Origin of the sequence: Bradyrhizobium genosp. P (assembly GCF_049949265.1) — a bacterium.
GTDB lineage: Bacteria > Pseudomonadota > Alphaproteobacteria > Rhizobiales > Xanthobacteraceae > Bradyrhizobium.
In genome coordinates, this window is record NZ_CP188195.1 from 6,150,734 (window position 1) to 6,174,937 (window position 24,204).

A 24,204-nucleotide genomic window follows, 5' to 3' on the forward strand; every position below is an offset into this window, starting at 1 on the left:
CGGCTACCTGAGCGCACCACGGAAGCGCGCGATCCATCCCGGCTGAATCCGGTCCACCCGGTAAGTGAAGCTCCGCCGCAGGAAGTGCAGCCTGCGCCGGACGGTCCACTCCACGTCGTTGCTCGACGTCAGGGCTCGCCGATAGCGCGCCATTCGCAGCGAGCGCTGGTCAGCCGCGATCTTGTCTCGGTCGGAATAGAACTGCGATATCTTCTCCGCGCCCATGCCGTCGGTTTCGAGCCAGCGCGGCGCATAATGCGTGCAAAGGCGCTCGACATCCACCAGCAGGCGGCTTACGCCGGTTCCGGCGGCGGGACAGTTGGTTTGAAACGCGTCGCCGATCAGAACGACGCCTGGCTGCAGATGTCCTTCGACCACGGACAGGTCCATCACCCAGTTCTGCACGCGATCGACGATCCGGAAGTCATCGAGATAGGGCCGCAATCCAGGCATCAGCCGAAGCAGTGTCGATCTTGTGTCTCGGCGTAGCTCACGCATGATCGGATCGGTCGGATCACGAAACATGAACAGGTTCGCCCGCATGCCGGCAGGGACCGGAAACAGGCTGAGATAATCGACGCCGTCGTTGGTCCGCTCGCCGTAGCAGGTCAGCGCCTCGAACTCGAACGGCGCGTTATCCGGACGTGCGATCGTGAAGCCGAACGTCACCGAATGACGCGCGGCGATCACTCGCCGCCTCATTCCAAGATTGTAACCGAGGGCTCCTGCCATACCCGTCGCCAGGACGACCAGCCGCGAGACGACGCGTCTTCCGGAAGCCAGCACCAGATGTTGACGGTCATCGCTGCAATTGATGCCGGTCACCTGATCGACCACGAAACCGGAAGGATCGGGCATCAGCCGGCGGGCCATGGCAACGAGGTCAGCATAGGGCAGTCCGTATGCCTGGCTGGTGCTGACATCGACCAACCTGCCATCCCTGATGTTGAGCACATGATCATACGACGACGCGACAGCCTCGACTTCGGCGATGAAGCCCAGCCGGCGAAGACCATCGACCTGCTGACCTGCAATCTTTTCGACGCGGAATTCATCCGGCTGGATCGCACGCTTCTCGATCACGACAACCCGGTAGCCTGCCCGCATGAGCACCGCCCCCGCCAATGAGCCCGCCAATCCGCCGCCAACGATAGCGATGTCCGTCTCGATTGTATGAGGCTCGCTTGCCGCAACTGGTCTTGTCACGCTCTCGCTGACGATCATGCTGTCCACTCCGGCGGCTACTGCCGGCAGAATTGCAATATTCTTGCCGACCACGCGCTTCCTCGAGGCGGCACGGGTTAGTTCCGGAATTGAGGTTAACCGCAATGCGTGGAATCCAACTGTCGATATCTCGGCACACGCCTTGCACTATCTGCGTCATGAAAACCTGTTTCCCGGTCGCTCGGCGGCAGAATGGGTGTTTGATGACTGCCGGATCGATGGCCCGAAGCCATTTCCGGGGGCACACGCCAACTCGAACGTGCCGTTGATGCGCAGACTAAGCTTCGCCAAGCTTTGGTGGCTCGGTTACGTCGACGACAAGGAAAAGCCCGCGCCTGCCCTGTTTGGGGACAGCGAGGACGGCGGCGTTCCAGAATGGAGCAAGGCAGTCGATTCGGAAGGCTCACATTCGCGCGGAGCAGGTGCCGGCAAGGAAGAACGAAATCTTAGCAACGGATCATTAACATTTCCGGCGCGATCGAATGCTGCACCCGAACGGGCTGTACGGCCCCTGAGAGAGAGTTCCCTCGTTTCATGCTTGGCTCCATTCTCCAATTGATGCGGCGCGATGTGACGCGCGGCGTTGCCGGGACCATTCTTCTCAAGGTCGGCAGCGGCGGACTGGCGTTCGTGCTTTTTTCGCTGGCGGCGCGAGCAATGTCGGCTGACGCGTTTGGAGATTTCGCGACCTGGCTTTCCGTTGCCCAGATCGCATCCGTCGTGGGTCTGGTCGGCCAGGAGTTGCTTCTCGTTCGGTTCCTTAACGAGTACCAGGTGGGAGGTCACGCCGATCTCACCAAGGGTGTGCTGCAATCCAGCGTGAGGATCTGCGCTGTTGCCATGCTGATTTCGATCGCCGTGGTCGTGGCGACGGCGGGCATTCGCGGCGAGTGGTGGCTCCTGATCGTATCGATCGCGGCGTTTACCGCCGTGAACGCCGGACTCATGCTTGGCAGCCAGATCGCGCGGTCGCTGGTCGGTATTCTGATGGGAGAGGGCAATCGGGAATTCTTCTGGCGGGTCGCTGTCGTCCTGTTCCTGATCGCGGTCCTGTTCGGTCACCGGCAGCTCGATCCCGCTGAGCTTATCACCGCGATGACGATCGCCATGGCTCTGGGCCTGGTCGTACAGGTCGTTTCGATCACGCGTGCGCTTCCGAATCTGCGCAACGTATCGGCCCGCACCGAGGCGGCCCGCTGGAGGTCGAGCGCACTGCGCTTCTGGCTCGCCTCCATTCTCGAAGCTGCAAACCAATACTTCGATGTTATCCTCGTCTACTGGATGCTGGATCCGGCGACCGCCGGAGTCTATTTCGCGGCTTCGCGTCTTGCGAACATCTTTGCGATGCTCTCGTCCGCCCTGTACACGTTCGGGGCGCGCCGGCTCCCGTCGCTGTACTTCAACAAAAATCATCGGGAATTCGAGCACACGCTGCAGCTCATGGCGGAGGTCACCGCGCTTTGCGTCCTCAGCGGGCTTGCCCTTGTCTGGATCGGCGCCCCCTATCTTCTCGGCCTGTTCGGGCCGCATTTCGCCGGGCAGCAATGGGTGCTGATCGTGCTCGCGCTCGGGACCGCCATTCAGGCGGCCGGCGGCCCGGCCGCGGCGATCTTGCAACTCACCGGCCACGAGGGTGAGTATATTCCCGTGGTCGCGGCGAACGTGGTGTTGCGGGTGGTCGGATTTCTCGTTCTGATCCCCTGGCTCGGCGTGCTCGGCGCCGCCATATCGGCCACCGTTTCGCTGGCACTCGCGACCGTCGCGCTCAACGTGCTTTGCCGCCGGCGCGCTCGCGTTGACCCGTCAATTCTGGTGCTCTCGCGCCTCTTGTCGTCCAAGGCCGGCGGTTACGCGGTTCGCGCCGCGGAATCGAAGGAATAAGCAAGTTCAGCTCGCCAATCCCAGCACTTTGCCTCGAGAACCACGAACCGCGGAAGTGGCGGCCACCCGATTGACAATGAGCGCCATCGGCACAGTACCGAACTTCGAGAGCGTCGCCCTTGCTTTGTGTATCGCCGCTGCCTTGGCCGTGCCGTCGCGAACCACCAGGATGACCAGATCGGCGTAGGCGGCCAGCGCCGCAGCGTCCGGTTGCGCGTCAAGGGATGACGCGTCGACGATGATCCGATCGAACTCGGAACGAATATCGTCGGCAGGCAACGGAGTTGTTTTTTTGCTGGCCCTCAGCAGTTCATCGACGGAATGAAGGTCTGCCTTGATGGTTCCTGTACCTTGCGCCGCAGGCGTAGCATCAGCGGCCTTTTCCAACTCGATCAGGACGCTGAGCATGCCGCTCTTCACGATCGACCGATTTAGCGATCGTGCAACGGTGCTGCCGCCTGCACCGGCCTCAACCGAGATCAGCAATAGGACCTTGCCATGAGGCCCCGGAAGCCGCTCGATCGTCTCGCTCAGTGGGCGAAGATGCGGACCGACGTCCGGCTCAGCCGCTACGGAAATCGGGTTCTGCCAAACGCTTCTGACGGAACCCGGTGGCACCAGGTTGGGAATACGGGCCAGGACCGGCAGATCCAAAGGCGGATCGGGCTGCAGCGAAGGCGAATCTGTACCAGGAAGCTCGGGACTGGACTTGGCTGGGCTCCATGCCATGCCGGGTATCGCCACGATGGCGGTCGATATCAGTGTTGAGGCAATCGCGAGCGCCGCGAGCAGCAAAGGAAGCGGCGGGAGGGTCGAACGAACCGGTGGGGTCGCTAACGACGCGACCTTGGTCTGAGAGCTTTGCAGAAGGCGCTGCTCATCGGTCGTCTTGTACCGTGACAGGAACTGTTCGTAGATATTCTTGTTGGCATCCGCGTCGCGCTGCAGTTCCTGCAGTTTGACCTGCGCCTGACCGTCAACCAGTATTTGTGACTCGGCCGCCTTGAACTGGTCTTCCAGCGATTTTTGCTGCTCGCGCTGAGCCTCGTATTCCGACTTGGCGGTTTCGATGTTCTTCTTGCGCTCGAGCTCGATCTGCTTGTTGAGCTCGTTCAACTGACTGTACGAAATGACGAGATCGGGGTGGCGGTCGCCAAACACCGCCCGCTTCTGCGCAATTTGATCGTTGAGCGCCGAGCGCTGGGCTCGCAGCGTGCTCAGGAGATCCTGCTTGACCGGTCCGTCGACATTCGTCTTCAGGTCGCGCTGCGCCTGCTCGTAGCGGGCCCTCGCCTCCTCGGTCCGAGCACGGGCGATGGAGACCTGCTGCGTCAGATCGGTCACGCGCAATTGCTGCGTCGTTGCATCCTTGCCCGCATTCACGATCCGGTGCTCGAGTTTGAAGGCGGCAACAGCATCCTCCGATGCCCGCAACCGGTCGTTCATCGACTTGAGCCGGCTCTTCAGCCAATCGGCCGCTTCATCGGTGGCGACACTGCGGGTTCCGCGCTGGTTGGCAACGAATGCGTCCGCCACGGCATTGGCATAGTGCGCAGCGCGCTGCGGATTGTTGGACGTGAACTTGATGGCGATAACATAGGTTAACCCGCGCCGGGAGATATCGAGCCGGTTACGAAATCGCTCGAGCAGACGGTCGGTATCGGTTTGGCCACCGGCGATGTCGTCGTCCTCGGCGACCTTGAGCTGCTCGATCAGCGGCCGGAGAAACCCATCGGATTTGGCGATCTCGACGAAGCTCTGAAGTGCAGCGGCATCCTGGCCAATCCCTGGCAACACGTCCTGGTCCGCGGTCACACGCTGCTCGCGCGGGTCGACGACGACCAGCGCGGTCGCGGCGTATCGAGCTGGAATCATCAGCAGGACAATCATACCGATCGCGAAGATAACCGACGCGAGCGCCAAAATGCGTCGGCCGTTGTCGCGCAGGAAAGCAACCGTACCCGAGAGGGTCAGTGTTCCCTTGACGGATTCGGCAGCGGGCTGGCCGGCCGGCACAGCGGGAACCTCCCACGACGCCGCGGGTTCCGTCGGACCGGACCTTCTCGGGCCTGCGCGGCCACCGAACAACATGGGTTCTGACTTCAACCTACTGGCAGACACAGTTCAGTGCCTGCGCCAACCTAAATATCTATGGTTAATTGGCAGTTACCCTCTCATTACGCGGCCGTAACCAATTAGTTAACGAGCCGCCTGTACCCTGTTCGTGAGACAATGGTTCTCGTCTTACCAGGCAACGTCCGGCCGCACTAAATGAGCAGTAACCTCAACACGCGCTACTCGATGTACGAGCGTTCTTCGCGTGGTAAGTACAACCACAAAAATGAAGGAGGCGAATCCTCTCCTTCTACGGGTGAGGAATCCGTGCTCCGTTACACGCCAGGCACAGAATTGCACACGGCAGCGCTCGCCTCGTCGACCGCGTCGCCGGACGGGCCGAGCGAGATCAAGCCCAAGCTGCGCGTCGTCCTGGTGCAGACCCAGGCGGAGAACGCCGGCGCTCAAGAGATATCGAGGTTGCTCGGCGCCGGCCTGACCGCGCGCGGCTATGACGTCTCCAATCTGTTCTTCTTCCGCAAGTCGGACTCGTTCGATGAGCCACCGAACACGTTCTATTGCTCGCCGCGCCGACCGGGAAATCCTTTGGCATTGCTGCGGATGCTGCGGAAGCTCGCCGGCCATATCAGGAGCATCAGGCCCGATGTTGTCCTGACGTTTCAGCATTTCGGCAATGTCATTGGCGGCGGCGTGTCTCGCTTTGTCAGCCCCGCCCCGGTTATCGCCAACCAGGTGTCCTCGGCGATGTCGATGAGTTGGCCGGTCCGTGCCGCCGACATCGCCATGGGCAGCCTTGGCTTCTTCAAATGCATCACGCTGAACTCGCAGGCCATGCAACGCGAATATGAGCGGTATCCCGAGCCTTATCGATCGCGGATGAAGCATGTCCCGCACGGCTTCGACGACAAATCGCACAGCCTGCCGAAAGAGATCGCGCGGCAAACGTTCAAGCTTCCGGCGGATCGCATCCTGCTCGGTTGCGCTGCAAGATTGCACCCTCACAAGCGGCTTGATGCGGCGATCCGTTTGCTGGTCCGCGATCCGTCATGGCACCTTGCGCTTGCCGGACAGGGCGCGGACGAGGAACGGCTGCGGCTGCTGGCAGACGAACTAAAAGTAGCCGACAGACTGCACTTCATCGGCGAGATTCCGCCAAGCCGGATGGCCGACTTTCTGGCCTGCCTGGACGTGTTCGTGTTCCCCTCGCAAGCCGAAACCTTCGGTCTCGCCGCCGTCGAAGCGGCGAGCGCAGGTGTTCCTTGCGTTGTGACCGATCTTCCGGTCCTGCGCGAGGTGCTGTCGTCAGAGGGAAAGCCGACGGCTCTCTTTGTCGATGCCTCTGATAATGCCGAGCTGTCGGCCGCAGTGTCCCGAGTCTTGACGGATGCGCCCCTGGCCGACGAACTGCGACAAAGCGCCAAGGGTCTGAGGTCGCGTTATTCGGTAGACAGTATGGTGGAGGAATACGTCCACATTCTCAGCGATGTCGCTCAAGCGAGCGAACGTTAAACAGATGGGCCGGACATGATCATCGAGTTTCGCTGCGAACGTGAGTCTGCCCGGCTCTGGATGTGCCGCGAGACGCTGCTGGTCAACGGCCAGGACGTTCCGATTCGAATCACGTGGATCCCAACGGCGGCGCCTCGGCCGGCCGGCCTGGAGGCGCTGTTCGAGCTTGAGCGGGTGGTGCTGCGCAACGGCAGGAGCGGTGGCGCCGACAGGCTGAAGCACATCCCGGCGCGGTCGCAGGTCCAGGCGGACGACGCCGACGTGATTGTCGATTTTACGCGCGCCGAACGAAGTCCGAACTGTTCTGCCCGCCTCTATCTCCGTCCGCTGTTCAACGGGCTCGCGGGGGAAAGCGGTGCGCTCGCGGCCATTCTCGCAGGTAGCTTGCCGGTTGTCGAAATCGTCAATGAGCTCGACGGTACAGTCGTGGACCGCGGTCATCCCTCCGGAGAGATCGCGGCCGGCCTGAGCGGTGCACTCGAAGCGGTCATGATCCGAACCATGACCATGCTGGCGGCGATACTGTCCGGGGCACCAAGAATACTGCCGCAGTTGGCGTCGTCAGCCAGCGGCTGCACCGCACGAAATCCCGCCACATATGTCGCGCGCGGCCTGGCCGTTTCGATCGCAAAGGAAATCTATCGCCTCTGCTGCTATGCGCCCCATTGGCACATCGGGTGGCGCTACAGCGAAACTGCGGATGTCTGGCGTACCGGTGATTTAGCGGGACCGGACTGGAAAGTGCTGCGAGATCCCGGATACTGCTTCTACGCTGACCCCTTTCCGATCAAATGGCAGGGAAGAACGTTCGTCTTCTTTGAAGAGCTCGACCACCGGATCGGCAAGGGCATCATTTCCGCAGTCGAATTCGACTCTAACGGGCCGGTTGGAAACGTCCAGCCGGTGCTGGAGGAGCCATGGCATCTGTCGTATCCATTCCTGATCGAGGACGATGGCGAACTCTGGATGATCCCCGAGAGCTCCGAGCACCGGGACGTTGCGGTCTATAGATGCGTTCGGTTTCCCGACAAGTGGGAGCGGCACGCCACGCTGTTCTCGGGGCTCGAACTCGCCGACGTGACCATCACGCGGTACAATGGTCTGTACTATCTGTTCGGTGCCTGGCGCGACGGGACCGGCGGCTATTCCGATACGTTGGCGATATTCTACGCCGAGCACCTGTTCGGTCCCTGGCTGCCCCATGCCAGCAATCCGGTCCTGGTCGACCGTGCAAGTGCGCGGCCAGCCGGCAACTTCGTGAACATCAATGGAAAGCTGTGGCGGCCGGTCCAGGATTGCTCCAATGGATATGGTGCGGCGCTCGGTCTTGCGGAAGTTATCGAACTGTCGCCGACGACGTTCAGGCAGACGATCCGGCACCTGCTCAAGCCCGGTCCGCTGTGGACCGGAAGGAAACTGCACACGCTCAACCGCTGCGGCCCGCTTGAGGTGATCGACGGCTCGCGGGTTCAGCCGAAGACCGCGCCTTTCCTGAGCGGACTTCTGTCGACCACGCGGTCATCACAGTGGGAATGGCATAGCGCGGCAGCGGCGAAGCCGATCGCAAGGCGCGTCCAATAGCGCGCCCTGCTGGCAGATCTTTCAGTGAAAAACACCAACGCCGCTCCAGCTCAGTTCGGGTCAGCCCCCAGCACGCCACCGAACTGCTCCCAGGAACTCCCCGTCCAGCGTTGCAGCTGAAGCTGGGTGTAGGCCATGCTGTTGTCGGGGCCGGTGTTGATCGCAATTCCCGGCATCATTGTCGGCAGCACCAGCCCCTTGATGTTGCGCGCCTGCTTCACGATGTTCTCGCGCGACAGATCGTCGCCGCACTGCTTCAGCACCTGCTCCAGGATCTGCCCCTGTTGCGTGCCGAACAGATAATTGTTGTCGCCGATGTCAGCACCCGGGAGGTACTTTTCGAAGTGGGCGCGATACCATTTCATGCCGGGATCGTCGGCCCATTTCTTGTCATTCGGATCCTTGGTGATCGTCGCCACGACCACCCCCGTCGCCTTGTCCGCGCCGGCCGGCACGATGGTCGCGGAGACCGAGCTCGATATGAAGTTGACGATGGTGAGCGGCGACCAGCCGATCTCGCTCGCCTTCTTGATCGCCTGGGCGGCGAATTTCGGCGTGCCTGCGATCAGGAACGCTTGCGCCCCCGATGATTTGAGCGAGACCACATGGGACTCGATCGTCGGTTCGGTGACCTCGTAGGACGACGTCACCACCTTCTCGTCGAAATCGCCCTTGAGGACTTCCTTGAACGCCGCCACGAAGTCGCGACCGAGATCGTCGTTCTGGTACAGGATCGCGATCTTCGCCTCGGGCGCTGTCTGCGCAATGTACTTTGCGTAGATCTTGCCTTCGGTTTTGTAGCTCGGCAATCCCGTGGTCGTCATCGGATAGTCCGCGAAGTTCGCAAACTTCGACACGCCGCTGACGACAAACAGATGCGGCACCTTCTTTGCGTTGACGTATTTGATGGTCGCGCCGATGCCGGGCGTGCCCAACGGGCCGAACAGAAACGCCACCTCGTCGCTTTCGATCAGCTTCCTGGTCTGCTCGACGGACTTCGGCGGGGTGTAGGCGTCGTCATAGGTGATCAGGTTGATCTTGCGGCCGTTGATGCCGCCTCGGTCATTGATCGATTTGACGTAGGCGATGAGGCCCTTGCCGGTGTTGCTGAGCGGAGACGCCGGCCCGCTGAACGGGAATGTCGCGCCGATCTTGATTTCGGATTCCGTGATGCCGGGTGTTTCCGCACCGGCTGGAACGGCGGCAAATGCCGCGAGCACCGCAATGGATACCGCAAACGTCTTCAGCAACATCATACTCCCCCTGCAACTATTGTGATTTAGACTTCTCGGAGCGCTTTTGCGCGGGCCGCTACCAGTTCTCTCCGAACGGCCGCAGCTCGAAATTGAACGACCACGCGCTGCGATCCTGATGCACGACGTGCCAGATCTCGTTCGCGATCGCGCTTGGCTTGATGAAGAAGTCGTCCGACCGTTCCGGCCAGCGCTTCCGCGTCCATTCCAGATCGATCACGGCGTCGACGACGACATAGGCGACGTGAACGCCCTGCGGCCCGAGGTCGCGCGCCATCGCTTCGGCGAGAATCCGCTGCGCCGCCTTGGTCGGCGCAAAGCCGGCGAAGCCGGCCTTGCCGCGCAGTGCCGACGTGTTGCCGGTGGCGACGATGGCGCCCTCGCCTGCGCCGGTCATGGCTGGTGCAAACCGCCTCGCCAGGTACAACAAACCCATCGTGTTGACCTGGAAGTTGCGATTGAGGATCTGCGGATCGATCTCGCGAAACGTGCCGAAGGCGCCGCCGACGGCATTGTGGATGACGACGCTGGGATTGCCGAGATCATGCTCGACGGCCGACGCCACCGCGTCGATCTGCGCGGCATCTGATACATCGCAGCGATAGGCCCTGGCGCCAGGCAGCTCCCTCTCGAGCGCGGCGAGACGCTCCTCATTGCGCGCGAGAAGCGCCACCCGATAACCGCCCTCGGCGAACCGCCGGGCGAGCGCCGAACCGGTGCCGGGCCCGACGCCGGAGATCAGGCAAACAGGTGCCGCCATGGGATCAATCCTCCACGCTGTGGCCGGCAGCTATGCGGCCGCCTTCGACAACAATTTATCGACATAGGGCTTGAGGTCCGGCAGGAAATGCTCATGCTCGACCAGCCGGGCAAAGTGAGCAAAGGCCAGTGGATATTCATCCTGCACGCCCGGGTGCAGGATCCTGTCCAGCCCCCGCTCGCGCAATTGCTCGGCCCGCCCATGCTCGTTCATGAACAGCGCAAGCTCGGCGGCAAAGCAAATGTCGGCGAGCGTGATATCGTCGCCGACCAGTGTCCCCCGCCGCGGCGACAACGCCTGCTCGAGCCCCGAGGCGTAGATTGCGAACGCATCCTTCGCGCGTGCATGAATGGCCGCATCGACCGTGCCGCCCGACAGCGCCAGGAGATAGATTTGCGTGTCCCTGGCGAAGACAAGGCTGACATCGAGAAAGCTGTCGATCCTTGACGCCTCGTAGGCGTTACGCCCGTAGAGCGGATAGGTGCCCTCTCCGAGACGCGCTACCGCCCGCATGATGCTGTTCGACTCGAAGATGCCGGTCTGGCCGTCGGGCCCGAATGCAGCCGGAACATTGCCGAACGGCTGCGCCTGCAGAAAGGCATCGGTCTTGAAGAGCCGGGCGCCGGTCAACCCCACCCGACCGGTCCGTGCCAGCGACGACAGTGATTGCTGCTCCTGCTCGGACAACGGGCGCGCATCATAATCCCACAGCCAGTTCCTCAATTCCTTGCCGGAGGCCCCTCTGACCCCGACGTCGACGCCGCAGAACCGGGCAGCGATGGTCGCCTTCCACACGCGCGGGTTCGGCAGATAAGAAAATATTCGCAAGCCAGCCATGGTGGACTACCTCCCGGTACAGCGACCGCTTCAGGCGGCCAGCTTGAGTATCTTGACGACGTCGCCGGGCTCGCGGATTGGCTGCGGGTTGGTCCGCGTGAAGATCGACAGCATGGCGTTCCGGCCAATCAGCTCAAAACGATCCTCCGCGACGCCGACATCGGCGAGCCGCCGCGGCAGACCAAGCTCGGCGATGAACGCAGCGAACGCCTCGCTGGCATCACGGCCCGGAGCACCGAGCGCGGCGGCGATCGATTTCTGGGCGGTTTCGGTGGCAGGACGATTGTAGCGAAGCACGCTTGGCATCATCACCGCGGTGCAAAAATAGTGCGGCACGTCGCATGTGCCCCCGAGCACATGGCCGATGGCATGGCTCGCGCCCATCGGGACACGCGATTGCAGGCCGAACGCCGACAGCCAGGAGCCCAACTGGCAATTCAGCCTCGCGGCTTCATCGTCAGGGTTATCCTTGGTACGCAGCAGGCCATTATGCAGATAGCGCAGCCCTTGCTGGCACACGGCGTCGACGAGCACGTTGGGACGGCTAGAGCAGATCGCCTCGATGCCGTGGTCCATCGCGCGCGTACCCGACCCGAGCCAGAGCTTCTCCGGCGTGTATTTGGTGATTGCAGGATCGAGGATTATGCTGCGCGGCATCATCATCGGATGGTTGAATATCTGCTTCAGCTTGCGGCTAGTATCGGTGACCAGCGCACCGGAATTGTATTCGCCGCCTGAGAGCGTGCTCGGGATGGCGATCATCCGCACCTTCGGAGTCCGGAATTGCCCAAAGCGGCGCTCCGGCGTGGTCTCGAAGCCGTCGAGCCCCTCCGGGTTGAATATCTCGTGCTCCATGCACATCAGCACGATCTTCGCGGCATCGACCACCGAACCGCCACCGATCGCGACGACCAAATCGGCCTTGGCGTCGCTGGCCTGCCTCGCAATCTGCGTCCCCACGTCCCTTGTCGTGTGCTGCGGCACGCCATCGAAGGTCGCCGCATGACGCTCACCCAGCGCCTTGCGGATCTTTTCGATCTCGTCGGTCGTAGTGTTCAGTGTGCGGCTGGCGATCAAATAGACGCGTTTGGCGCCGAGCCGTTCGGCCTCCTCGCGCAACGCTTCGGCCGCCGGCCTGCCGTAGATCACGGATTCCATGGTAGGGTATTGATGGCTGCCCACGACGCGCATGCACTTCACTCCCTCGATCTATCCGTGAATGACCCAGCCGATCAAACCGACAGCTTGGAAAAGTCCGGCGGCCGGCGCTCGGCGAAGGCCGCAAACGCCTCACGCGCCTCCGGCGTCGTCAGCCGCTCCTTGAACACTTCCCCTTCCGCCGCGATTTGCGCCGCGATCCGCTGATGCTCACGCATCAGCTTCTTGGTCAGGCTGAGCGAGCCCGCCGGCCGCTTGGTCAGCGCGATCGCTGCGTCGTGCGCCCGCTTGCGCAGGTCGTCCGGCGGTACCACGGCATTGGCAAGGCCAGATGCCAGTGCGGCCGATGCATCCATCGGCTCGCCCAGTGCGAACATCGCGTAGGCGCGCGCATGCCCGATCCGCAACGGCAACAGCCAACTCGATGCCGCCTCCGGAACCAGAGCCAGATTGACGAAGGGCGTGATCAGCCGCGCGTTGTCGGCGAGATAGACCAGATCACAGTGCAACAGCATGGTCGTGCCGACGCCGACAGCATTGCCCTGCACGGCGGCGACCATCGGCTTGCCGACCTTGCTGATCGTTTCGATGAAGCGGTGGGCGGGGCTGTCAACCGCACTTTCGCCACGCGCCTGGCTCGCGAAATCAGCCAGATCGTTGCCGGCCGTAAAACTGTCGCCGTCGCCCTGGAACAGGACCACGCGAACCGAAGTATCCTTCTCGGCCTGTCTGAGCGCATTCGACAAGGCATCATACATCGCGCCGGTCAGCGCGTTCTTCTTCTCCGGCCGCTGCAGGGTCAGCGTCATGACGCCGCCGGCGACCTCGGTTTTGACATGCTCGGTCATCTCGCTCTCCGTCAGGCGACCGCGCGGGCCGGTTTGGTTTCAACGGTCCCGTCGAGGAAGCCGGTCAACCGCTGGCGGATGATCTGCTCGGCCTCGGCCATGATGCGGTCGACCAGTTCCTTCACTGTCGGGATATCGTGGATCAGCCCGACCACCATGCCGCAGCTCCAGGCGCCGGCATCCATCTCGCCGTCCAGCATCACCTTGGGGTAGACGCCGGCGACCTGATCGAGGATGTCCTCGATCTTCAACGTGGCGCCCTTCTCGCGCTCGATCTCGAGCAGCTCATCGACGCCCTTGTTCTTCAGCACGCGCTCGGTATTGCGCAACGCGCGCATGACGAGCACGGTGTCGAGCTCGGTTGCCTTGACCAGAGCGTGTTTGACATTGTCGTGGACCGGCGCTTCCTTGGTTGCAATGAAACGGGTGCCCATGTTCATGCCCGCCGCACCCATTGCGAGCGCGCCCACGAGGCTGCGCCCATCCGCCATGCCGCCCGAGGCCACGAACGGGATCTTCAATTCGTCCGCCGCACGCGGCAGCAGGATCATGTTCGGGATGTCGTCCTCGCCGGGATGTCCACCACACTCGAAGCCGTCGACGCTGACCGCATCGCAGCCGATCTTCTCGGCCTTCAGCGAATGCCGCACCGAAGTGCATTTGTGGATCACCTTGATGCCGGCCGCCTTCAGAGCCGGCATGTACTGCTCCGGACTGCGGCCTGCGGTCTCGACAGCCCTGATACCGCCCTCCTTGATGGCTGCGATATATTCCGGATAGGGCGGCGCGGTGAAGCTCGGCAGGAAGGTGAGATTCACGCCGATCGGCTTGTCGGTTATATCGCGGCAACGCGCGATTTCCTTCGCCAGCAGCTCAGGCGTCTTCTGCGTAAGCCCGGTGATGATGCCAAGCCCGCCGGCGTTCGAGACCGCCGCGGCGAGTTCGGCGAAGCCGACATAGTGCATGCCGCCCTGGATGATCGGATGCTGGATACCGAACAGTTCAGTGATCGCTGTCTTCACGAGTTTCTCCTGCGTTTCCGATCAGTGGACGATTTCAAACAGGCCCGCGGCACCCATGCCGCCACCGATGCACATGGTCACCACGCCGTATTTCGCCTTGCGCCGCCGGCCCTCGATCAGGAGGTGCCCGGTGAGCCGCGCGCCGGTCATGCCATAGGGATGTCCGATCGCGATCGAGCCGCCGTTGACGTTCAGCTTCTCCGGATCGATGCCGAGTTTGTCGCGGCAATAGATCACCTGCACCGCATAGGCCTCGTTGAGTTCCCAGAGGTCGATGTCGTCGATCTTCAGATTGTGCCGCTTCAACAGCCGCGGGATCGCCACGACGGGGCCGACGCCCATCTCGTCCGGCTCGACACCGGCGGCAACGAAGCCGCGGAAGATGCCGAGCGGCTTGAGGCCCTTTTGCGCGGCGATCCGGTCGCTCATGATCACGCAGGCCGAGGCGCCATCCGAGAGCTGGCTGGCATTGCCGGCGCTGATCGTCTTGCCCTCGAATACCGGCTTGATCTTTGCGAGCCCTTCCGCCGTGGTGTCGGGACGCGGACCTTCATCCTTGCTCAGCGTCACCTGCTGATAGCTGACTTCCTTGGTGTCCTTGTTCACCACGGCCATCTTGGTCGTGAACGGCACAATCTCGTCGTTGAAGCGTCCGCCCTGCAGCGCCGCGCCGACGCGGCGTTGGCACTCCAGGCTGTATTCATCCTGCTTGTCGCGACCGATTCCGTAGCGCTCGGCTACGACCTCCGCCGTCTCCAGCATCGACATGTACATTTCCGGCTTCATCGCCAGCAGATCATCGTCGACAGCGTGGAACCTGTTCATGTGCTCGTTCTGCACCAGGCTGATCGACTCGATGCCGCCACCGATCGCGATCTCGACGCCGTCTGACATCACCGAGCGTGCGGCGACCGCGATCGCCTGAAGGCCAGAGGCGCATTGCCGGTCGATGGTGGTGCCGGCGACCGTGACCGGCAGGCCGGCGCGGATCGCACCCTTGCGCGCGACATTCATCACCATGGTGCCTTGCTGCATCGCGCAGCCCATCACCACGTCCTCGACCTCGCCGGGCGCGATGCAGGCGCGCTTCACCGCCTCTGCCATTACATGGCCGGCCAAGGTCGGGCCGTCGGCGTTGTTGAGCGCGCCGCGATAGGCCTTGCCGACGCCAGTGCGCGCGGTGGAAACGATGACTGCTTCAGGTGATGACATGCTTGCCTCTCTGCTTTCAGGCGGCCGCGTCGAGCTGCGCGAAGCGCAGCACATGGTAGGCGGGATCGCCGAACTGGATGTTGATGGAAGAAATCCGCTTGAAGTAGTGACCGACATTGAGCTCGTTGGTCATGCCCATGCCGCCGTGGAGTTGCACGGCCTGGTCCGCCACGAACTTACCGGCATCGCCGATCTTCGACTTCGCGCCGGAGGCAAGCCGCGAGAGCCCGGCCTCGCCGGCGTCGATACTGAGGCTGAGATGCTGCATCAGCGACAGCGCCTCCTGATGCGCGATGAACATGTCGACCATCCGGTGCTGCAACACCTGGAAGCTGCCGATCGTGACGCCGAACTGCTTTCGGGTCTTCGAATATTCGAGTGTCGCAGAATTCAGTTCCGCCATCGCGCCGACCGCTTCGGCACAAAGCGCGCCGATGGCGCCGTCGCGGCACGCTTCGAGCGCACGCACGCCGTCGCCTTCCTTGCCCAACAACTGCCCACGCACCCCGCGCAGGCTGAGCTCGGCGGCGCGGCGGCCGTCGATCGTCCTGAAGCTCTGCATATCAAGGTTGGCGGCGCGGCGATCGACGACGAACAGGCTGACGCCGCCGCGGTCGTGGCGATGGCCCGAGGTGCGGGCGGAGACGATAATGTAATCCGCCCAGGGTGCGCCGATCACCGCCGTCTTCTCGCCCGTGATGACGTAGTCGCTGCCGTCCCGGCGCGCCGTCGTGATGACGGTGGCGGGATCGAAGCGCGAGCCTTTCTCGGTCCAGGCCAGCGCCCAGATCTTGGTTCCCGCGATGATGTCAGTGATGAAGCCCAGCTTCTGTTCGTCGGACCCTGACCGCTCGATCAGAGCGCCAGCCAGCACGACCGTTTCCACGAACGGTTCAACAACGAGATGACGGCCAAATTCCTGCATGATGATCATGGTCGACAGAGGACCGCCGCCGAGTCCGCCGGCATCCTCGGCAAATGGCGCCGCCAACAAACCAAGCTCGGCGAACGCGGCCCATTGCTTGCGGCTAAACCCCTCTTCGCTTGCGACGATCTTGCGACGGGCGTCGAAATCATACTGATCGCGCAGCAGGCGCTGGACGCTGGATCGTAATAATTCCTGCTCTTCCGTGAACTGGATATCCATCCGACCCTCTCGTGGCGCCGCTGCTAGAGACCGAGCACCGCTTTCGCGATGATGTTGCGCTGGATCTCGTTCGATCCACCGTAGATGCTGAGCTTCCGCGAATTGAGATATTTCTCCGACGCGGTATGGCCGTAGTCCGGTCCCGGCATGAAGTGGTTGGCGCTGACCGGATGCTCGCGGATCGCAAGCCCATAATTGCCGATGGCGCGATGGGTCAGTTCCGTGATGTTCTGGAAGATCTCGGTGCCGCGGATCTTGAACAATGATGCCGCCGGGCCGGGATCGATACCGCGAGCCATCTGGCCGACGACGCGAAGCTCGGTTGCTTCGAGTGCCAGCACGTCGAGTTCGACGCGGGCGATGTCCCGGATGAACTCCAGATGTGCCGGATCGTCCTCGGCAAGCTCGGCCTTCACGATCTGCTTCAGCCGCGCAATGTACCGCGTGGCGCGACCGATCCCCGCCATACTGGTGCGCTCATTGCCAAGCAGGAATTTCGCGTAGGTCCAGCCCTTATTCTCCTCGCCGATCAGGTTCTCGACGGGCACGCGGACGTCTTCGAGGAAGACGTCGTTGATCTCGTGGGAGCCGTCGATCGTGATGATCGGCCGCACGGTCACGCCCGGCGACTTCATGTCGATCAGCAGGAACGAGATGCCGGATTGCGGTTTGGCGCCCGGATCGGTGCGCACCAGGCAGAATATCCAGTCGGCATGCTGCGCCAGCGTGGTCCAGGTCTTGTGCCCGTTGACAATGTAATGGTCGCCGTCGCGCACTGCCTTGGTGCGGACCGTGGCGAGGTCGGAACCCGACCCCGGCTCGGAGTAGCCCTGGCACCACCAGTCCTCGCCGGACAGGATGCGCGGCAAGAACTTGTTCTTCTGGGTCTCGTTGCCAAAGGTGTAGATGACGGGGCCAACCATGGTGACGCTGAACGCCAGTGGCGGCAGCGTGCCGGCGCGCGTCGTCTCCTGCTCGAAGATAAAGCGGCGGGTGATCGACCAGCCGGGGCCGCCGTAGTCCTTCGGCCAAAGCGGCGCGATCCAGCCCCTCCTGGCGAGGATGCGATGCCACAGCAGCATCTGCTCCTTGGTCAGGTCGGTGTCCGGATTGGGGACGCGCATCTCCGCCGGATAGTTGTCCTTGATGAACGCGCGAACCTCGTCGCGAAACGCCGCATCTTCAGGGGACAGCGCGAGCTCCATCGGATGTGCTCCCTACCACTTCTCACCGAAGGGACGGATTTCCAGCTCGAACGTCCAGGCGCTCTTCGGCTGCTGGTAGAGCTGCCAGTAGGACGACGCGACCGATGCCGGCGGCATCAGCAGGTCCGGATCATCGAGCGCGTTCGGGCCGAGCGCCTCGATGCGGCGCTGCCGGACCCATTCGGTGTCGACACCGGAATCGATGATGAGGTGCGCGACATGGATGTTCTTCGGCCCCAATTCGCGCGCCATTGCTTGCGCCACCGCGCGCAGGCCGAATTTGGCGCTGGCAAAGGCGGCATAGCCGCTGCCGCCACGCAAAGAGGCGGTGGCACCTGTGAAGAAGATGTTGCCGCCGCCGCGCGGCAGCATCAGCCGCGTCGCCTCACGCCCGGCCAGGAAGCCGGAGTAGCACGCCATCTCCCAGACCTTCCGGAACACCCGTTCGGTGGTCTCCAGGATCGGGAAGTTGACGTTGGCGCCGATGTTGAAGATGCAGACTTCGAGCGGCGCATGCTTGTCGGCGTCGTTGAGGAAGGAGATGATCTCCTCCTCCTTGCGCGCATCGAGCGAGCGGGCATGGATCTCGCCGCCGGTGGCCTCGATCTCCTTGACCAGCGGTGCCAGCTTGTCACCATTGCGGCGGCCGGCGAAGATCGTGAAGCCCTCGGAGGCGAACTTCTTGGCGATCTCGCCGCCGATGAAATCGCCGGCGCCGATGACCGCGACCGTCCTGTTTCTCTTCTGCATGGTGCTCTCCGGCCTTTGTGTTGGGTCTTTTCCGAGTGCTGCGTCAGCGCGGGCTGCGCAGCGACTCGGCTAGTTTGTGCTTCAGGAGCTTGCCCGTCGACGTCGCGGGCAGCGCGTCCATGAGAATAATCTCGGACGGACGCTTGTACGAGGTGAGTTGCGGCGCAACATGGGCCATCAGGTCCTGTACGGTCGCCGTCGAGCCCTTGATCAGCTGCACGAAGGCGACCACCTCCTCGTTGCCCTCGACCGACCGCCCGACCACGGCGCACTGCACAACGGCGTCATGCGTGCTCAGGATCGCCTCGATCTCGGCCGGATAGACGTTGAAACCGGAACGGATGATCATCTCTTTGGTGCGCCCGACGATATAGAGGGCGTCATTCTCGTAACGAGCCAGATCGCCGGTGTTGAACCAGCCGTCGGCGTCGATCGCCTTCGCGGTCAGATCGGGGGCGCGGTAGTAGCCGCGCATCACATTCGGGCCACGGACGTGAAGCTCGCCGACTTCACCGTCGGCAACAATGCTGCCATCGCGGCCGACAAGCTTGGCTTCTAGGCCCGGCATGACGCTGCCGACCGCATGATCGGCCCGCGGATTATCAGGCCGGACGCCGGAAATTCCCGGCGAGCATTCGGTGATGCCATAGCCGTTGAGCAGCGGCAGGCCGAGTTCTTCCTCGACCCGCAATTTGAGCTCGAGGTCGAGCGGCGCGCCGGCAACCGAGATCACGCGCAGCCTGCCGCGATCGAGCTTCGGCAAACCCGCGTTGCGGCGATATTCAAGCAACCGCTGGTAGGTCGCGGGCACACCGTTGAGGATGGTAATGCCCTCCTGCGCCATTGCTTTCACTAGCGCGGCGGGATCGTACTTGGTGACGAGGCGCACGGTCGCCCCGACCATCAGGGTCATGGTGAGCAGCGAGATGCCGACGATGTGCGAGATCGGCAGCACGCAATATTGCACGTCATCGTCGGCCATCTTGCGAAAGACGGCAGTACCGCGGGCGCTGAACAGCAGATTGCGATGCGTGAGCATCACGCCTTTCGGCGTTCCCGTTGTGCCCGACGTATAGATGAGAACGGCGACCTGCTTTGCACCGTCGGCCTCAAGCGGCTCGGCGACGGTAGCCAGGTTCAGTGCTGTGACGGCGACGCCACGGAGCGGACCCATGTCCTGCACCACTGCCTGGTAGCGCTCGGTATGGGCGGCCGCCTCCTGCGAGACGTCAGCCGTCAGGAACACGCGGCGGGCGCCACTGTGATCCCTGATCTGGTCGAGCTCACGCGCCGACAGCCGTGGATTGACCACGATTGCCCAGGCGTCGAGCCGGCTTGCCGCCAGGAGCAGGCAAGCCAGCGGAATGGAATTCTCACTCACGATCATCATTCGGTCGCCGGCGCGGACGCCGAGTGCCTGCAGCGCCTCGGCGACGTGCTCAACCGCGCGATCGAGCTCGCGATAGGTCAGCCGCCCCTTGTCGTCGATCAGCGCCAGATGATCCGGCGTGGCCTCGACGTACCGATCCATCACCTCGTGAATGCGGTTCGGTAAACCTTCGACACTTCCTTCCGCCACTTGCGCTAACGCGTCCACCGAAACCTCCCTGCGACGGCCCTTGCGGCCTGCTTATTTCCCGGGCCCGCTCAGGCCGTCTTGCGCTGTCCCGTGGCGAGTTGCGCGACGATCTCCTCCTCGACCTCGCGCAGGCGATCCTTGCCGAAGAATATCTCGTCACCGACGTAGAAGGTCGGCGATCCAAAGGACCCGCGCGCGACGGCGTTGCTGGTATTCTCGATCAGCTTCTTCTTGACCTCGTCCTGCTGCGCACGGGCCATGACGCGATCGATATCGAGTCCGGAGGACAGGAATGCGTCGCGAAACACCTGCGGATCGTCCATCTTCTTGGGCTCGACCCACATGTGGTGATAGGCGGCGCGGAAATAGGGCTCGAACATCCCTTCGAATTGAGCAGCAACAACACCGCGCATCAGCGTCAGCGTGTTGACCGGGAAGAACGGGTTCAACTTGAACTTCGTGATGTTATGGCGGCGCAGGAAGCGCTCGGTTTCGAGCGTGTTGTATTCGGGCTTGTTCTTGATCCCCTGCAGGGATTCGCCGGGCGACATGTTGCCCGTCGCCTTGTAGACGCCGCCGAGGAGCACAGGGACGTAGTCAAACCTGACGCCGGTACGCTTTTCGATGTCCGGGAGCGCGAGTTCGGCGAGATAGGCGTTCGGGCTTCCGAAATCGAAGTGGAATTCGACCTTGAGCGGAGCAGCCATGGAACGCCCTTCCCTTCGAATTGTCGGCGGCCGCTTGCGGCCGGGTTGATCGTGGCCGAGACCATAAGTTCTATTTTAGAACTGTCAATATGATATTTATCATCCAATGGCTGATCCAAAGGCATCCTGTTGAAATTCTGTAAGTTCTGATTTAGAATTTTATCCGTATTGTCGATCCGCAGATCGCTGGAGACGCTGATGAAATGGGATGCCCTCGAAGAGGAGCCGTGCTCGCTGGCCCGCACCGTGGCTGTGATCGGTGACCGCTGGAGCCTCTTGATCCTGCGCGAATGCTTCCTGCGCATCCGCAGATTCGATGACTTCCAGGCGTCGCTCGGAATCACCCGTCATTTGCTCGCCGACCGGCTGAAGAAGCTGGTGCGCTTCGGCGTGTTGCGCAAGATTCCCTATCAGGAAGCGCCGAAGCGCTACGAATACATCCTGACGCAGAAGGGCCTCGACCTCTATCCGATCATCATGTCGATCGTGCACTGGGGCAACATCCATATGGTCGACTCGCGTGGGCGGCCGTTGCTGCATGAGCACAAGAATTGCCGGAAGATGTTCGACCCCGTCATGGTCTGCTCGGAATGCGGTGAGCCGCTATCGGCCAAGGCCGTCCACGTGCATCGGGGTCCCGGTGCGCGACAATCCTCGCCGGTCCATGCGAAAGCGCAAGTGCACGCCAAGTGAGGGCCGGTGCGGTTCGACAAGGGCGGCGATGTACGGACCATGCTGCTTCAGGACCGCATGCGCCGGATGCCACACGCACTCCGGTTCAGCGCTGCTCAGGCAGTGCGACGTTGCTGTCCTCCAGCCCGCAATTCCCGGTCCTGCACGAGGACCTTCTCGGAATAGAGCTGGTCGATCTCCTGCTGGGACAAGCCGAGCGCGCCCAAAATCTCCTCATTATGCTCGCCGAGCAGGTCGGCCTTGAGGTTGGAGCGTGGCTGCCATTCCGAGAATCGCGTCGGGGCGCCTGGGATCGCGAACCTGCCGATCTGCGGATCGTCCACATAGCGAACCGTGCCGCGCTCGACCAGATGCGGCTCGGCCATCGCGTCGTTCAGGGTCAGCACCGGCGCGCACGGGATCCGCTCCTGCTCCAGTGCGGCGACGGCTGCATCGCGTGACGGGAAGGTCTTGAGCCAGGCCTCCACGATTTCGCCCACCATCACCCTGTTGTCGGCACGGGCGCGCGCGGACTCAAAACGTGGATCCTTTTCAAGCTCCGGCCGCCCCAGCGCGCGAACCATTTGCGGCCATTGATGCGCCAGCGCGCAGATGACAAGAAACTCTCCCCGACCACAATTGAACACGCCGACCGGCCCGCCGTTCGGATGCAACGATCCTTCCCGCTGAGGAACAAATGTGTCCCCGCGCAGGGAAACCTTCGGCACATTCGCCTCGTGCATGTGAAAGTAAGTGTCGAGCAAGGTGGCCTCGATGAACTGCCCCTCCCCCGTGCGTTCGCGGTGAAGCAGCGCAAAACCCACCGCCATTGCCGCAGCGACACCGGTCGACGCGTCCCCGATCGCAATCGGTACCTGCGCCGGCTTTCCGTCGGGATCGCCGATCACCCCGGTGATCCCGGCGAATGCCTGGGCGATATAGTCGAACCCCGGCTTGTCGCTCAGCGGCCCGGTCTGTCCGGCGAAGGAGATCGAGCACATGATCAGTTTCGGATTGATCTTCTTCAGCGTCTCGTAGCCGAGCCCCGCGCGCTCCATCACGCCGGGCGTGAAGTTCTCCACGAGGACATCGGTTTCGGCCGCGAGGCGAGTCAGGATCTCGCGGCTTTTCTCGTGCTTGAAGTCGAGCGCGAGGCTCCGCTTCGAATGGTTCTGCTGGAAGAAATAGGTGCTTTGCGATGTGTTCTTGTAGGCGGGATCACGCGGCTTGAGGCCCTGGAACCGCGATCGGTCGCCGAATGGAGCCAGTTCGATCTTGATCACGTCGGCCCCGGCCTCGGCCAGAAGCCGCGTGCAGGTCGGGCCCGCGACGAATTGGGTGATGTCAAGGACGCGATAGCCGGTCAGCATTTTCGGAGGCAGGGTCATCTCAATTGTCCAGATGTTGCGGTTCAAGAGCTCCGGTCGGCCCGGGATCGGTCGCCGGCCGCGTGCCAAACAGGTTTTCCCGCGCCCGCTCGTCGAGCGTCTTGCGAACGGCGCGCCGTCCGACCTCAAGGCCCTTCTGGAGCCGGGGCCGCGCACGCAGCTCGGTGAACCAGCGCTTGACGTGCACGAAGTCGTCGAGGGTGAAGCCTTGCGCCTTGTGGGTCATCACCCAGGGAAAGCAGGCGATGTCGGCGATCGAGTAGTCATCGCCAGCGACATAGGCACCGGTTTCGCCCAACCGATTGTCGAGCACGCTGTAGAGGCGGCGCGCCTCGCTGTTGTATCGCTCGATGGCGTACGGAATCTTCGTCGGCGCGTAGAGCGAGAAATGCCCGTTCTGGCCGAGCATCGGTCCAAGCGCGCTCATCTGCCACATCAGCCATTGCTGCAGGCGATAGCGTCCGCGCAGGTCTCGCGGAAAGAAGCGACCGGTCTTTTCTGCGAGATAGAGCAGGATCGCGCCGGATTCGAAGATCGTCAGCGGGTCGCCTCCCTCGGGCGGATCGCTGTCGACGATGACAGGAATCCGCCCATTGGGATTGAGGCTGCGGAACTCCGTCGTGAACTGGTCGCCCCGCGTGATGTTCACGGGCACGACCGTATACGGCAGCCCGCACTCCTCGAGCATGATCGAGATCTTCCAGCCGTTCGGCGTCGGCGCAAAGTGAAGGTCGATCATCACAGCCTCCGACGTCGTTAATCAGGCCAACTGCTTCTCGCGGGACAGCGCGAGACCTGCCTCCTGGAGCCGCCGCCCGAGCATCGAAACGCGGTCGTTGCCCCAAAACTGCTCGCCACGGAAGACGCAGATCGGCACGCCGAAGATGTTGTCCTGCTGGCTCTCCTGCTGCGCCTCCTCATACTCGCGCCGGCCGTCGCCTTCGAGATAGGCGCGATAGTCGGAGCCGGACATGCCGAGCAACTCGATGAAGCGCTCGACCGCGTCGACCTCGTCAACCGCAAGCTCGCGACGGAAGAACAGCTCATAGACAAGACGGCTGTATTCGACCAGACGCCCCTGCTTCTCCGCGAACAGGCCGCCGATCAGCGCCGGCGCCGTGTCGAAGATCTTCAGGGGGCCGCGGATGATCTTCTTGTCGCCGCGCTCGTTCGCGGTCCGCCGCGCGTCCATGTAGGAATACTTGACCTTGTATTCCGAATAAACGCTGCGCTGACCGGAGCCCTTGATGCGGAGCTGGAATGGTCTCCATTGCACCTTGATGTCGTACTTGCTCTCCAGTTCGAACACCGGGTCGAATGCAAGCCAGGCATAGGGGCTCTTGTAGTCCGAATACATCTTGAGGATTTCGCGGGACAATGTTTTCTCCTTTCGAT

22 protein-coding genes are annotated in these 24,204 nt (G+C 62.5%); 5 read left to right on the forward strand and 17 right to left on the reverse strand.

All coding sequences use genetic code 11. The features are described 5' to 3' along the window. Window positions 1-3: 3 nt before the first annotated feature. Window positions 4-1,224, reverse strand: coding sequence for an FAD-dependent oxidoreductase (locus ACP2YO_RS29800; protein ID WP_426434709.1), 1,221 nt, complete (start codon window positions 1,222-1,224; stop codon window positions 4-6). Here ACP2YO_RS29800 and ACP2YO_RS29805 point away from each other — a divergent pair. Continuing rightward, window positions 1,223-1,783, forward strand: coding sequence for a hypothetical protein (locus tag ACP2YO_RS29805; RefSeq protein ID WP_426434710.1), 561 nt, complete (start codon window positions 1,223-1,225; stop codon window positions 1,781-1,783). The genes ACP2YO_RS29800 and ACP2YO_RS29805 overlap by 2 nt on opposite strands. Next, window positions 1,759-3,105 carry a lipopolysaccharide biosynthesis protein gene (locus ACP2YO_RS29810; RefSeq protein WP_426434711.1) on the forward strand — a complete coding sequence of 449 codons (1,347 nt, stop codon included), beginning with the start codon at window positions 1,759-1,761 and terminating at the stop codon, window positions 3,103-3,105. The genes ACP2YO_RS29805 and ACP2YO_RS29810 overlap by 25 nt, the downstream gene beginning before the upstream one ends. Window positions 3,106-3,111: 6 nt before the next feature. Here the strand turns inward: ACP2YO_RS29810 and ACP2YO_RS29815 are convergent, their stop codons facing one another. Continuing rightward, window positions 3,112-5,196, reverse strand: coding sequence for a GumC family protein (locus ACP2YO_RS29815; RefSeq protein WP_426434712.1), 2,085 nt, complete (start codon window positions 5,194-5,196; stop codon window positions 3,112-3,114). A gap of 291 nt (window positions 5,197-5,487) precedes the next feature. Between ACP2YO_RS29815 and ACP2YO_RS29820 the strand changes: the two genes are divergently transcribed. Together ACP2YO_RS29820 and ACP2YO_RS29825 are read left to right on the forward strand one after the other, a co-directional pair. Continuing rightward, the gene (locus ACP2YO_RS29820; RefSeq protein ID WP_426434713.1) at window positions 5,488-6,690 is read left to right on the forward strand and encodes a glycosyltransferase family 4 protein; all 1,203 of its coding nucleotides are present in this window, start codon (window positions 5,488-5,490) and stop codon (window positions 6,688-6,690) included. A 15-nt stretch (window positions 6,691-6,705) separates the two neighbouring features. Continuing rightward, window positions 6,706-8,271 (forward strand): glucosamine inositolphosphorylceramide transferase family protein, encoded by a 1,566-nt coding sequence (locus tag ACP2YO_RS29825; protein WP_426434714.1) that lies wholly within the window; start codon window positions 6,706-6,708, stop codon window positions 8,269-8,271. 50 nt (window positions 8,272-8,321) lie between these two features. Here the strand turns inward: ACP2YO_RS29825 and ACP2YO_RS29830 are convergent, their stop codons facing one another. The 12 genes from ACP2YO_RS29830 to ACP2YO_RS29885 are packed head-to-tail and all read right to left on the reverse strand — an operon-like array spanning window position 8,322 to window position 20,749. Next, window positions 8,322-9,524, reverse strand: a complete 1,203-nt coding sequence (locus tag ACP2YO_RS29830) for an ABC transporter substrate-binding protein (protein WP_426434715.1) — start codon at window positions 9,522-9,524, stop codon at window positions 8,322-8,324. A 58-nt stretch (window positions 9,525-9,582) separates the two neighbouring features. Then, window positions 9,583-10,284, reverse strand: a complete 702-nt coding sequence (locus ACP2YO_RS29835) for an SDR family NAD(P)-dependent oxidoreductase (protein ID WP_426434716.1) — start codon at window positions 10,282-10,284, stop codon at window positions 9,583-9,585. A gap of 30 nt (window positions 10,285-10,314) precedes the next feature. Continuing rightward, window positions 10,315-11,121: a glutathione S-transferase gene (locus ACP2YO_RS29840; RefSeq protein WP_426434717.1), complete on the reverse strand. Its 807-nt coding sequence runs from the start codon at window positions 11,119-11,121 to the stop codon at window positions 10,315-10,317. Window positions 11,122-11,151: 30 nt separating this feature from the next. Beyond that, window positions 11,152-12,312, reverse strand: coding sequence for an iron-containing alcohol dehydrogenase (locus ACP2YO_RS29845; RefSeq protein WP_426434718.1), 1,161 nt, complete (start codon window positions 12,310-12,312; stop codon window positions 11,152-11,154). A gap of 41 nt (window positions 12,313-12,353) precedes the next feature. Continuing rightward, complete coding sequence (locus ACP2YO_RS29850; protein WP_426434719.1) at window positions 12,354-13,127, reverse strand: enoyl-CoA hydratase-related protein; 774 nt, start codon at window positions 13,125-13,127, stop codon at window positions 12,354-12,356. Between the two features lie 11 nt (window positions 13,128-13,138). Continuing rightward, entirely contained in the window at window positions 13,139-14,149 is a 1,011-nt protein-coding gene (locus ACP2YO_RS29855) for an NAD(P)H-dependent flavin oxidoreductase (RefSeq protein WP_426434720.1), read from the reverse strand. Window positions 14,150-14,170: 21 nt separating this feature from the next. After that, complete coding sequence (locus ACP2YO_RS29860; RefSeq protein WP_426434721.1) at window positions 14,171-15,361, reverse strand: acetyl-CoA C-acyltransferase; 1,191 nt, start codon at window positions 15,359-15,361, stop codon at window positions 14,171-14,173. 16 nt (window positions 15,362-15,377) lie between these two features. Continuing rightward, entirely contained in the window at window positions 15,378-16,508 is a 1,131-nt protein-coding gene (locus tag ACP2YO_RS29865; protein WP_426434722.1) for an acyl-CoA dehydrogenase family protein, read from the reverse strand. 23 nt (window positions 16,509-16,531) lie between these two features. After that, window positions 16,532-17,713 (reverse strand): acyl-CoA dehydrogenase family protein, encoded by a 1,182-nt coding sequence (locus ACP2YO_RS29870; protein WP_426434723.1) that lies wholly within the window; start codon window positions 17,711-17,713, stop codon window positions 16,532-16,534. A gap of 12 nt (window positions 17,714-17,725) precedes the next feature. After that, complete coding sequence (locus ACP2YO_RS29875) at window positions 17,726-18,463, reverse strand: SDR family oxidoreductase (RefSeq protein WP_426434724.1); 738 nt, start codon at window positions 18,461-18,463, stop codon at window positions 17,726-17,728. A gap of 43 nt (window positions 18,464-18,506) precedes the next feature. Next, a complete protein-coding gene (locus ACP2YO_RS29880) occupies window positions 18,507-20,060 on the reverse strand; it encodes a class I adenylate-forming enzyme family protein (RefSeq protein WP_426434725.1) in 1,554 nt (517 codons plus the stop codon). 50 nt (window positions 20,061-20,110) lie between these two features. Continuing rightward, window positions 20,111-20,749, reverse strand: a complete 639-nt coding sequence (locus ACP2YO_RS29885; RefSeq protein WP_426434726.1) for a 2-hydroxychromene-2-carboxylate isomerase — start codon at window positions 20,747-20,749, stop codon at window positions 20,111-20,113. A gap of 198 nt (window positions 20,750-20,947) precedes the next feature. Here ACP2YO_RS29885 and ACP2YO_RS29890 point away from each other — a divergent pair, with 198 nt between their 5' ends. Beyond that, window positions 20,948-21,442 (forward strand): winged helix-turn-helix transcriptional regulator, encoded by a 495-nt coding sequence (locus ACP2YO_RS29890; protein ID WP_426434727.1) that lies wholly within the window; start codon window positions 20,948-20,950, stop codon window positions 21,440-21,442. A 95-nt stretch (window positions 21,443-21,537) separates the two neighbouring features. Here the strand turns inward: ACP2YO_RS29890 and ACP2YO_RS29895 are convergent, their stop codons facing one another. Genes ACP2YO_RS29895 through ACP2YO_RS29905 form a run of 3 tightly spaced genes read right to left on the reverse strand, consistent with a single transcriptional unit; the run spans window position 21,538 to window position 24,187 of the window. Next, window positions 21,538-22,809 carry a CaiB/BaiF CoA transferase family protein gene (locus tag ACP2YO_RS29895; protein ID WP_426434728.1) on the reverse strand — a complete coding sequence of 424 codons (1,272 nt, stop codon included), beginning with the start codon at window positions 22,807-22,809 and terminating at the stop codon, window positions 21,538-21,540. A 1-nt stretch (window position 22,810) separates the two neighbouring features. Further along, window positions 22,811-23,548 carry a glutathione binding-like protein gene (locus tag ACP2YO_RS29900; RefSeq protein ID WP_426434729.1) on the reverse strand — a complete coding sequence of 246 codons (738 nt, stop codon included), beginning with the start codon at window positions 23,546-23,548 and terminating at the stop codon, window positions 22,811-22,813. A 21-nt stretch (window positions 23,549-23,569) separates the two neighbouring features. Continuing rightward, entirely contained in the window at window positions 23,570-24,187 is a 618-nt protein-coding gene (locus ACP2YO_RS29905; protein ID WP_426434730.1) for a DsbA family protein, read from the reverse strand. Window positions 24,188-24,204 lie beyond the last annotated feature (17 nt).

Excerpts from the sequence above, each read along its gene's own strand:
- ACP2YO_RS29885 (WP_426434726.1), bottom strand. The coding sequence starts at position 20,749 with ATGGCTGCTCCGCTCAAGGTCGAATTCCACTTCGATTTCGGAAGCCCG.
- ACP2YO_RS29800 (WP_426434709.1), bottom strand. The coding sequence starts at position 1,224 with ATGATCGTCAGCGAGAGCGTGACAAGACCAGTTGCGGCAAGCGAGCCT.
- ACP2YO_RS29845 (WP_426434718.1), bottom strand. The coding sequence starts at position 12,312 with ATGCGCGTCGTGGGCAGCCATCAATACCCTACCATGGAATCCGTGATC.
- ACP2YO_RS29810 (WP_426434711.1), top strand. The coding sequence starts at position 1,759 with ATGCTTGGCTCCATTCTCCAATTGATGCGGCGCGATGTGACGCGCGGC.
- ACP2YO_RS29890 (WP_426434727.1), top strand. The coding sequence starts at position 20,948 with ATGAAATGGGATGCCCTCGAAGAGGAGCCGTGCTCGCTGGCCCGCACC.
- ACP2YO_RS29830 (WP_426434715.1), bottom strand. The coding sequence starts at position 9,524 with ATGTTGCTGAAGACGTTTGCGGTATCCATTGCGGTGCTCGCGGCATTT.
- ACP2YO_RS29875 (WP_426434724.1), bottom strand. The coding sequence starts at position 18,463 with ATGCAGAAGAGAAACAGGACGGTCGCGGTCATCGGCGCCGGCGATTTC.
- ACP2YO_RS29835 (WP_426434716.1), bottom strand. The coding sequence starts at position 10,284 with ATGGCGGCACCTGTTTGCCTGATCTCCGGCGTCGGGCCCGGCACCGGT.
- ACP2YO_RS29815 (WP_426434712.1), bottom strand. The coding sequence starts at position 5,196 with ATGTTGTTCGGTGGCCGCGCAGGCCCGAGAAGGTCCGGTCCGACGGAA.
- ACP2YO_RS29825 (WP_426434714.1), top strand. The coding sequence starts at position 6,706 with ATGATCATCGAGTTTCGCTGCGAACGTGAGTCTGCCCGGCTCTGGATG.
- ACP2YO_RS29805 (WP_426434710.1), top strand. The coding sequence starts at position 1,223 with ATGCTGTCCACTCCGGCGGCTACTGCCGGCAGAATTGCAATATTCTTG.
- ACP2YO_RS29840 (WP_426434717.1), bottom strand. The coding sequence starts at position 11,121 with ATGGCTGGCTTGCGAATATTTTCTTATCTGCCGAACCCGCGCGTGTGG.
- ACP2YO_RS29865 (WP_426434722.1), bottom strand. The coding sequence starts at position 16,508 with ATGGATATCCAGTTCACGGAAGAGCAGGAATTATTACGATCCAGCGTC.
- ACP2YO_RS29870 (WP_426434723.1), bottom strand. The coding sequence starts at position 17,713 with ATGGAGCTCGCGCTGTCCCCTGAAGATGCGGCGTTTCGCGACGAGGTT.
- ACP2YO_RS29895 (WP_426434728.1), bottom strand. The coding sequence starts at position 22,809 with ATGACCCTGCCTCCGAAAATGCTGACCGGCTATCGCGTCCTTGACATC.
- ACP2YO_RS29850 (WP_426434719.1), bottom strand. The coding sequence starts at position 13,127 with ATGACCGAGCATGTCAAAACCGAGGTCGCCGGCGGCGTCATGACGCTG.
- ACP2YO_RS29900 (WP_426434729.1), bottom strand. The coding sequence starts at position 23,548 with ATGATCGACCTTCACTTTGCGCCGACGCCGAACGGCTGGAAGATCTCG.
- ACP2YO_RS29860 (WP_426434721.1), bottom strand. The coding sequence starts at position 15,361 with ATGTCATCACCTGAAGCAGTCATCGTTTCCACCGCGCGCACTGGCGTC.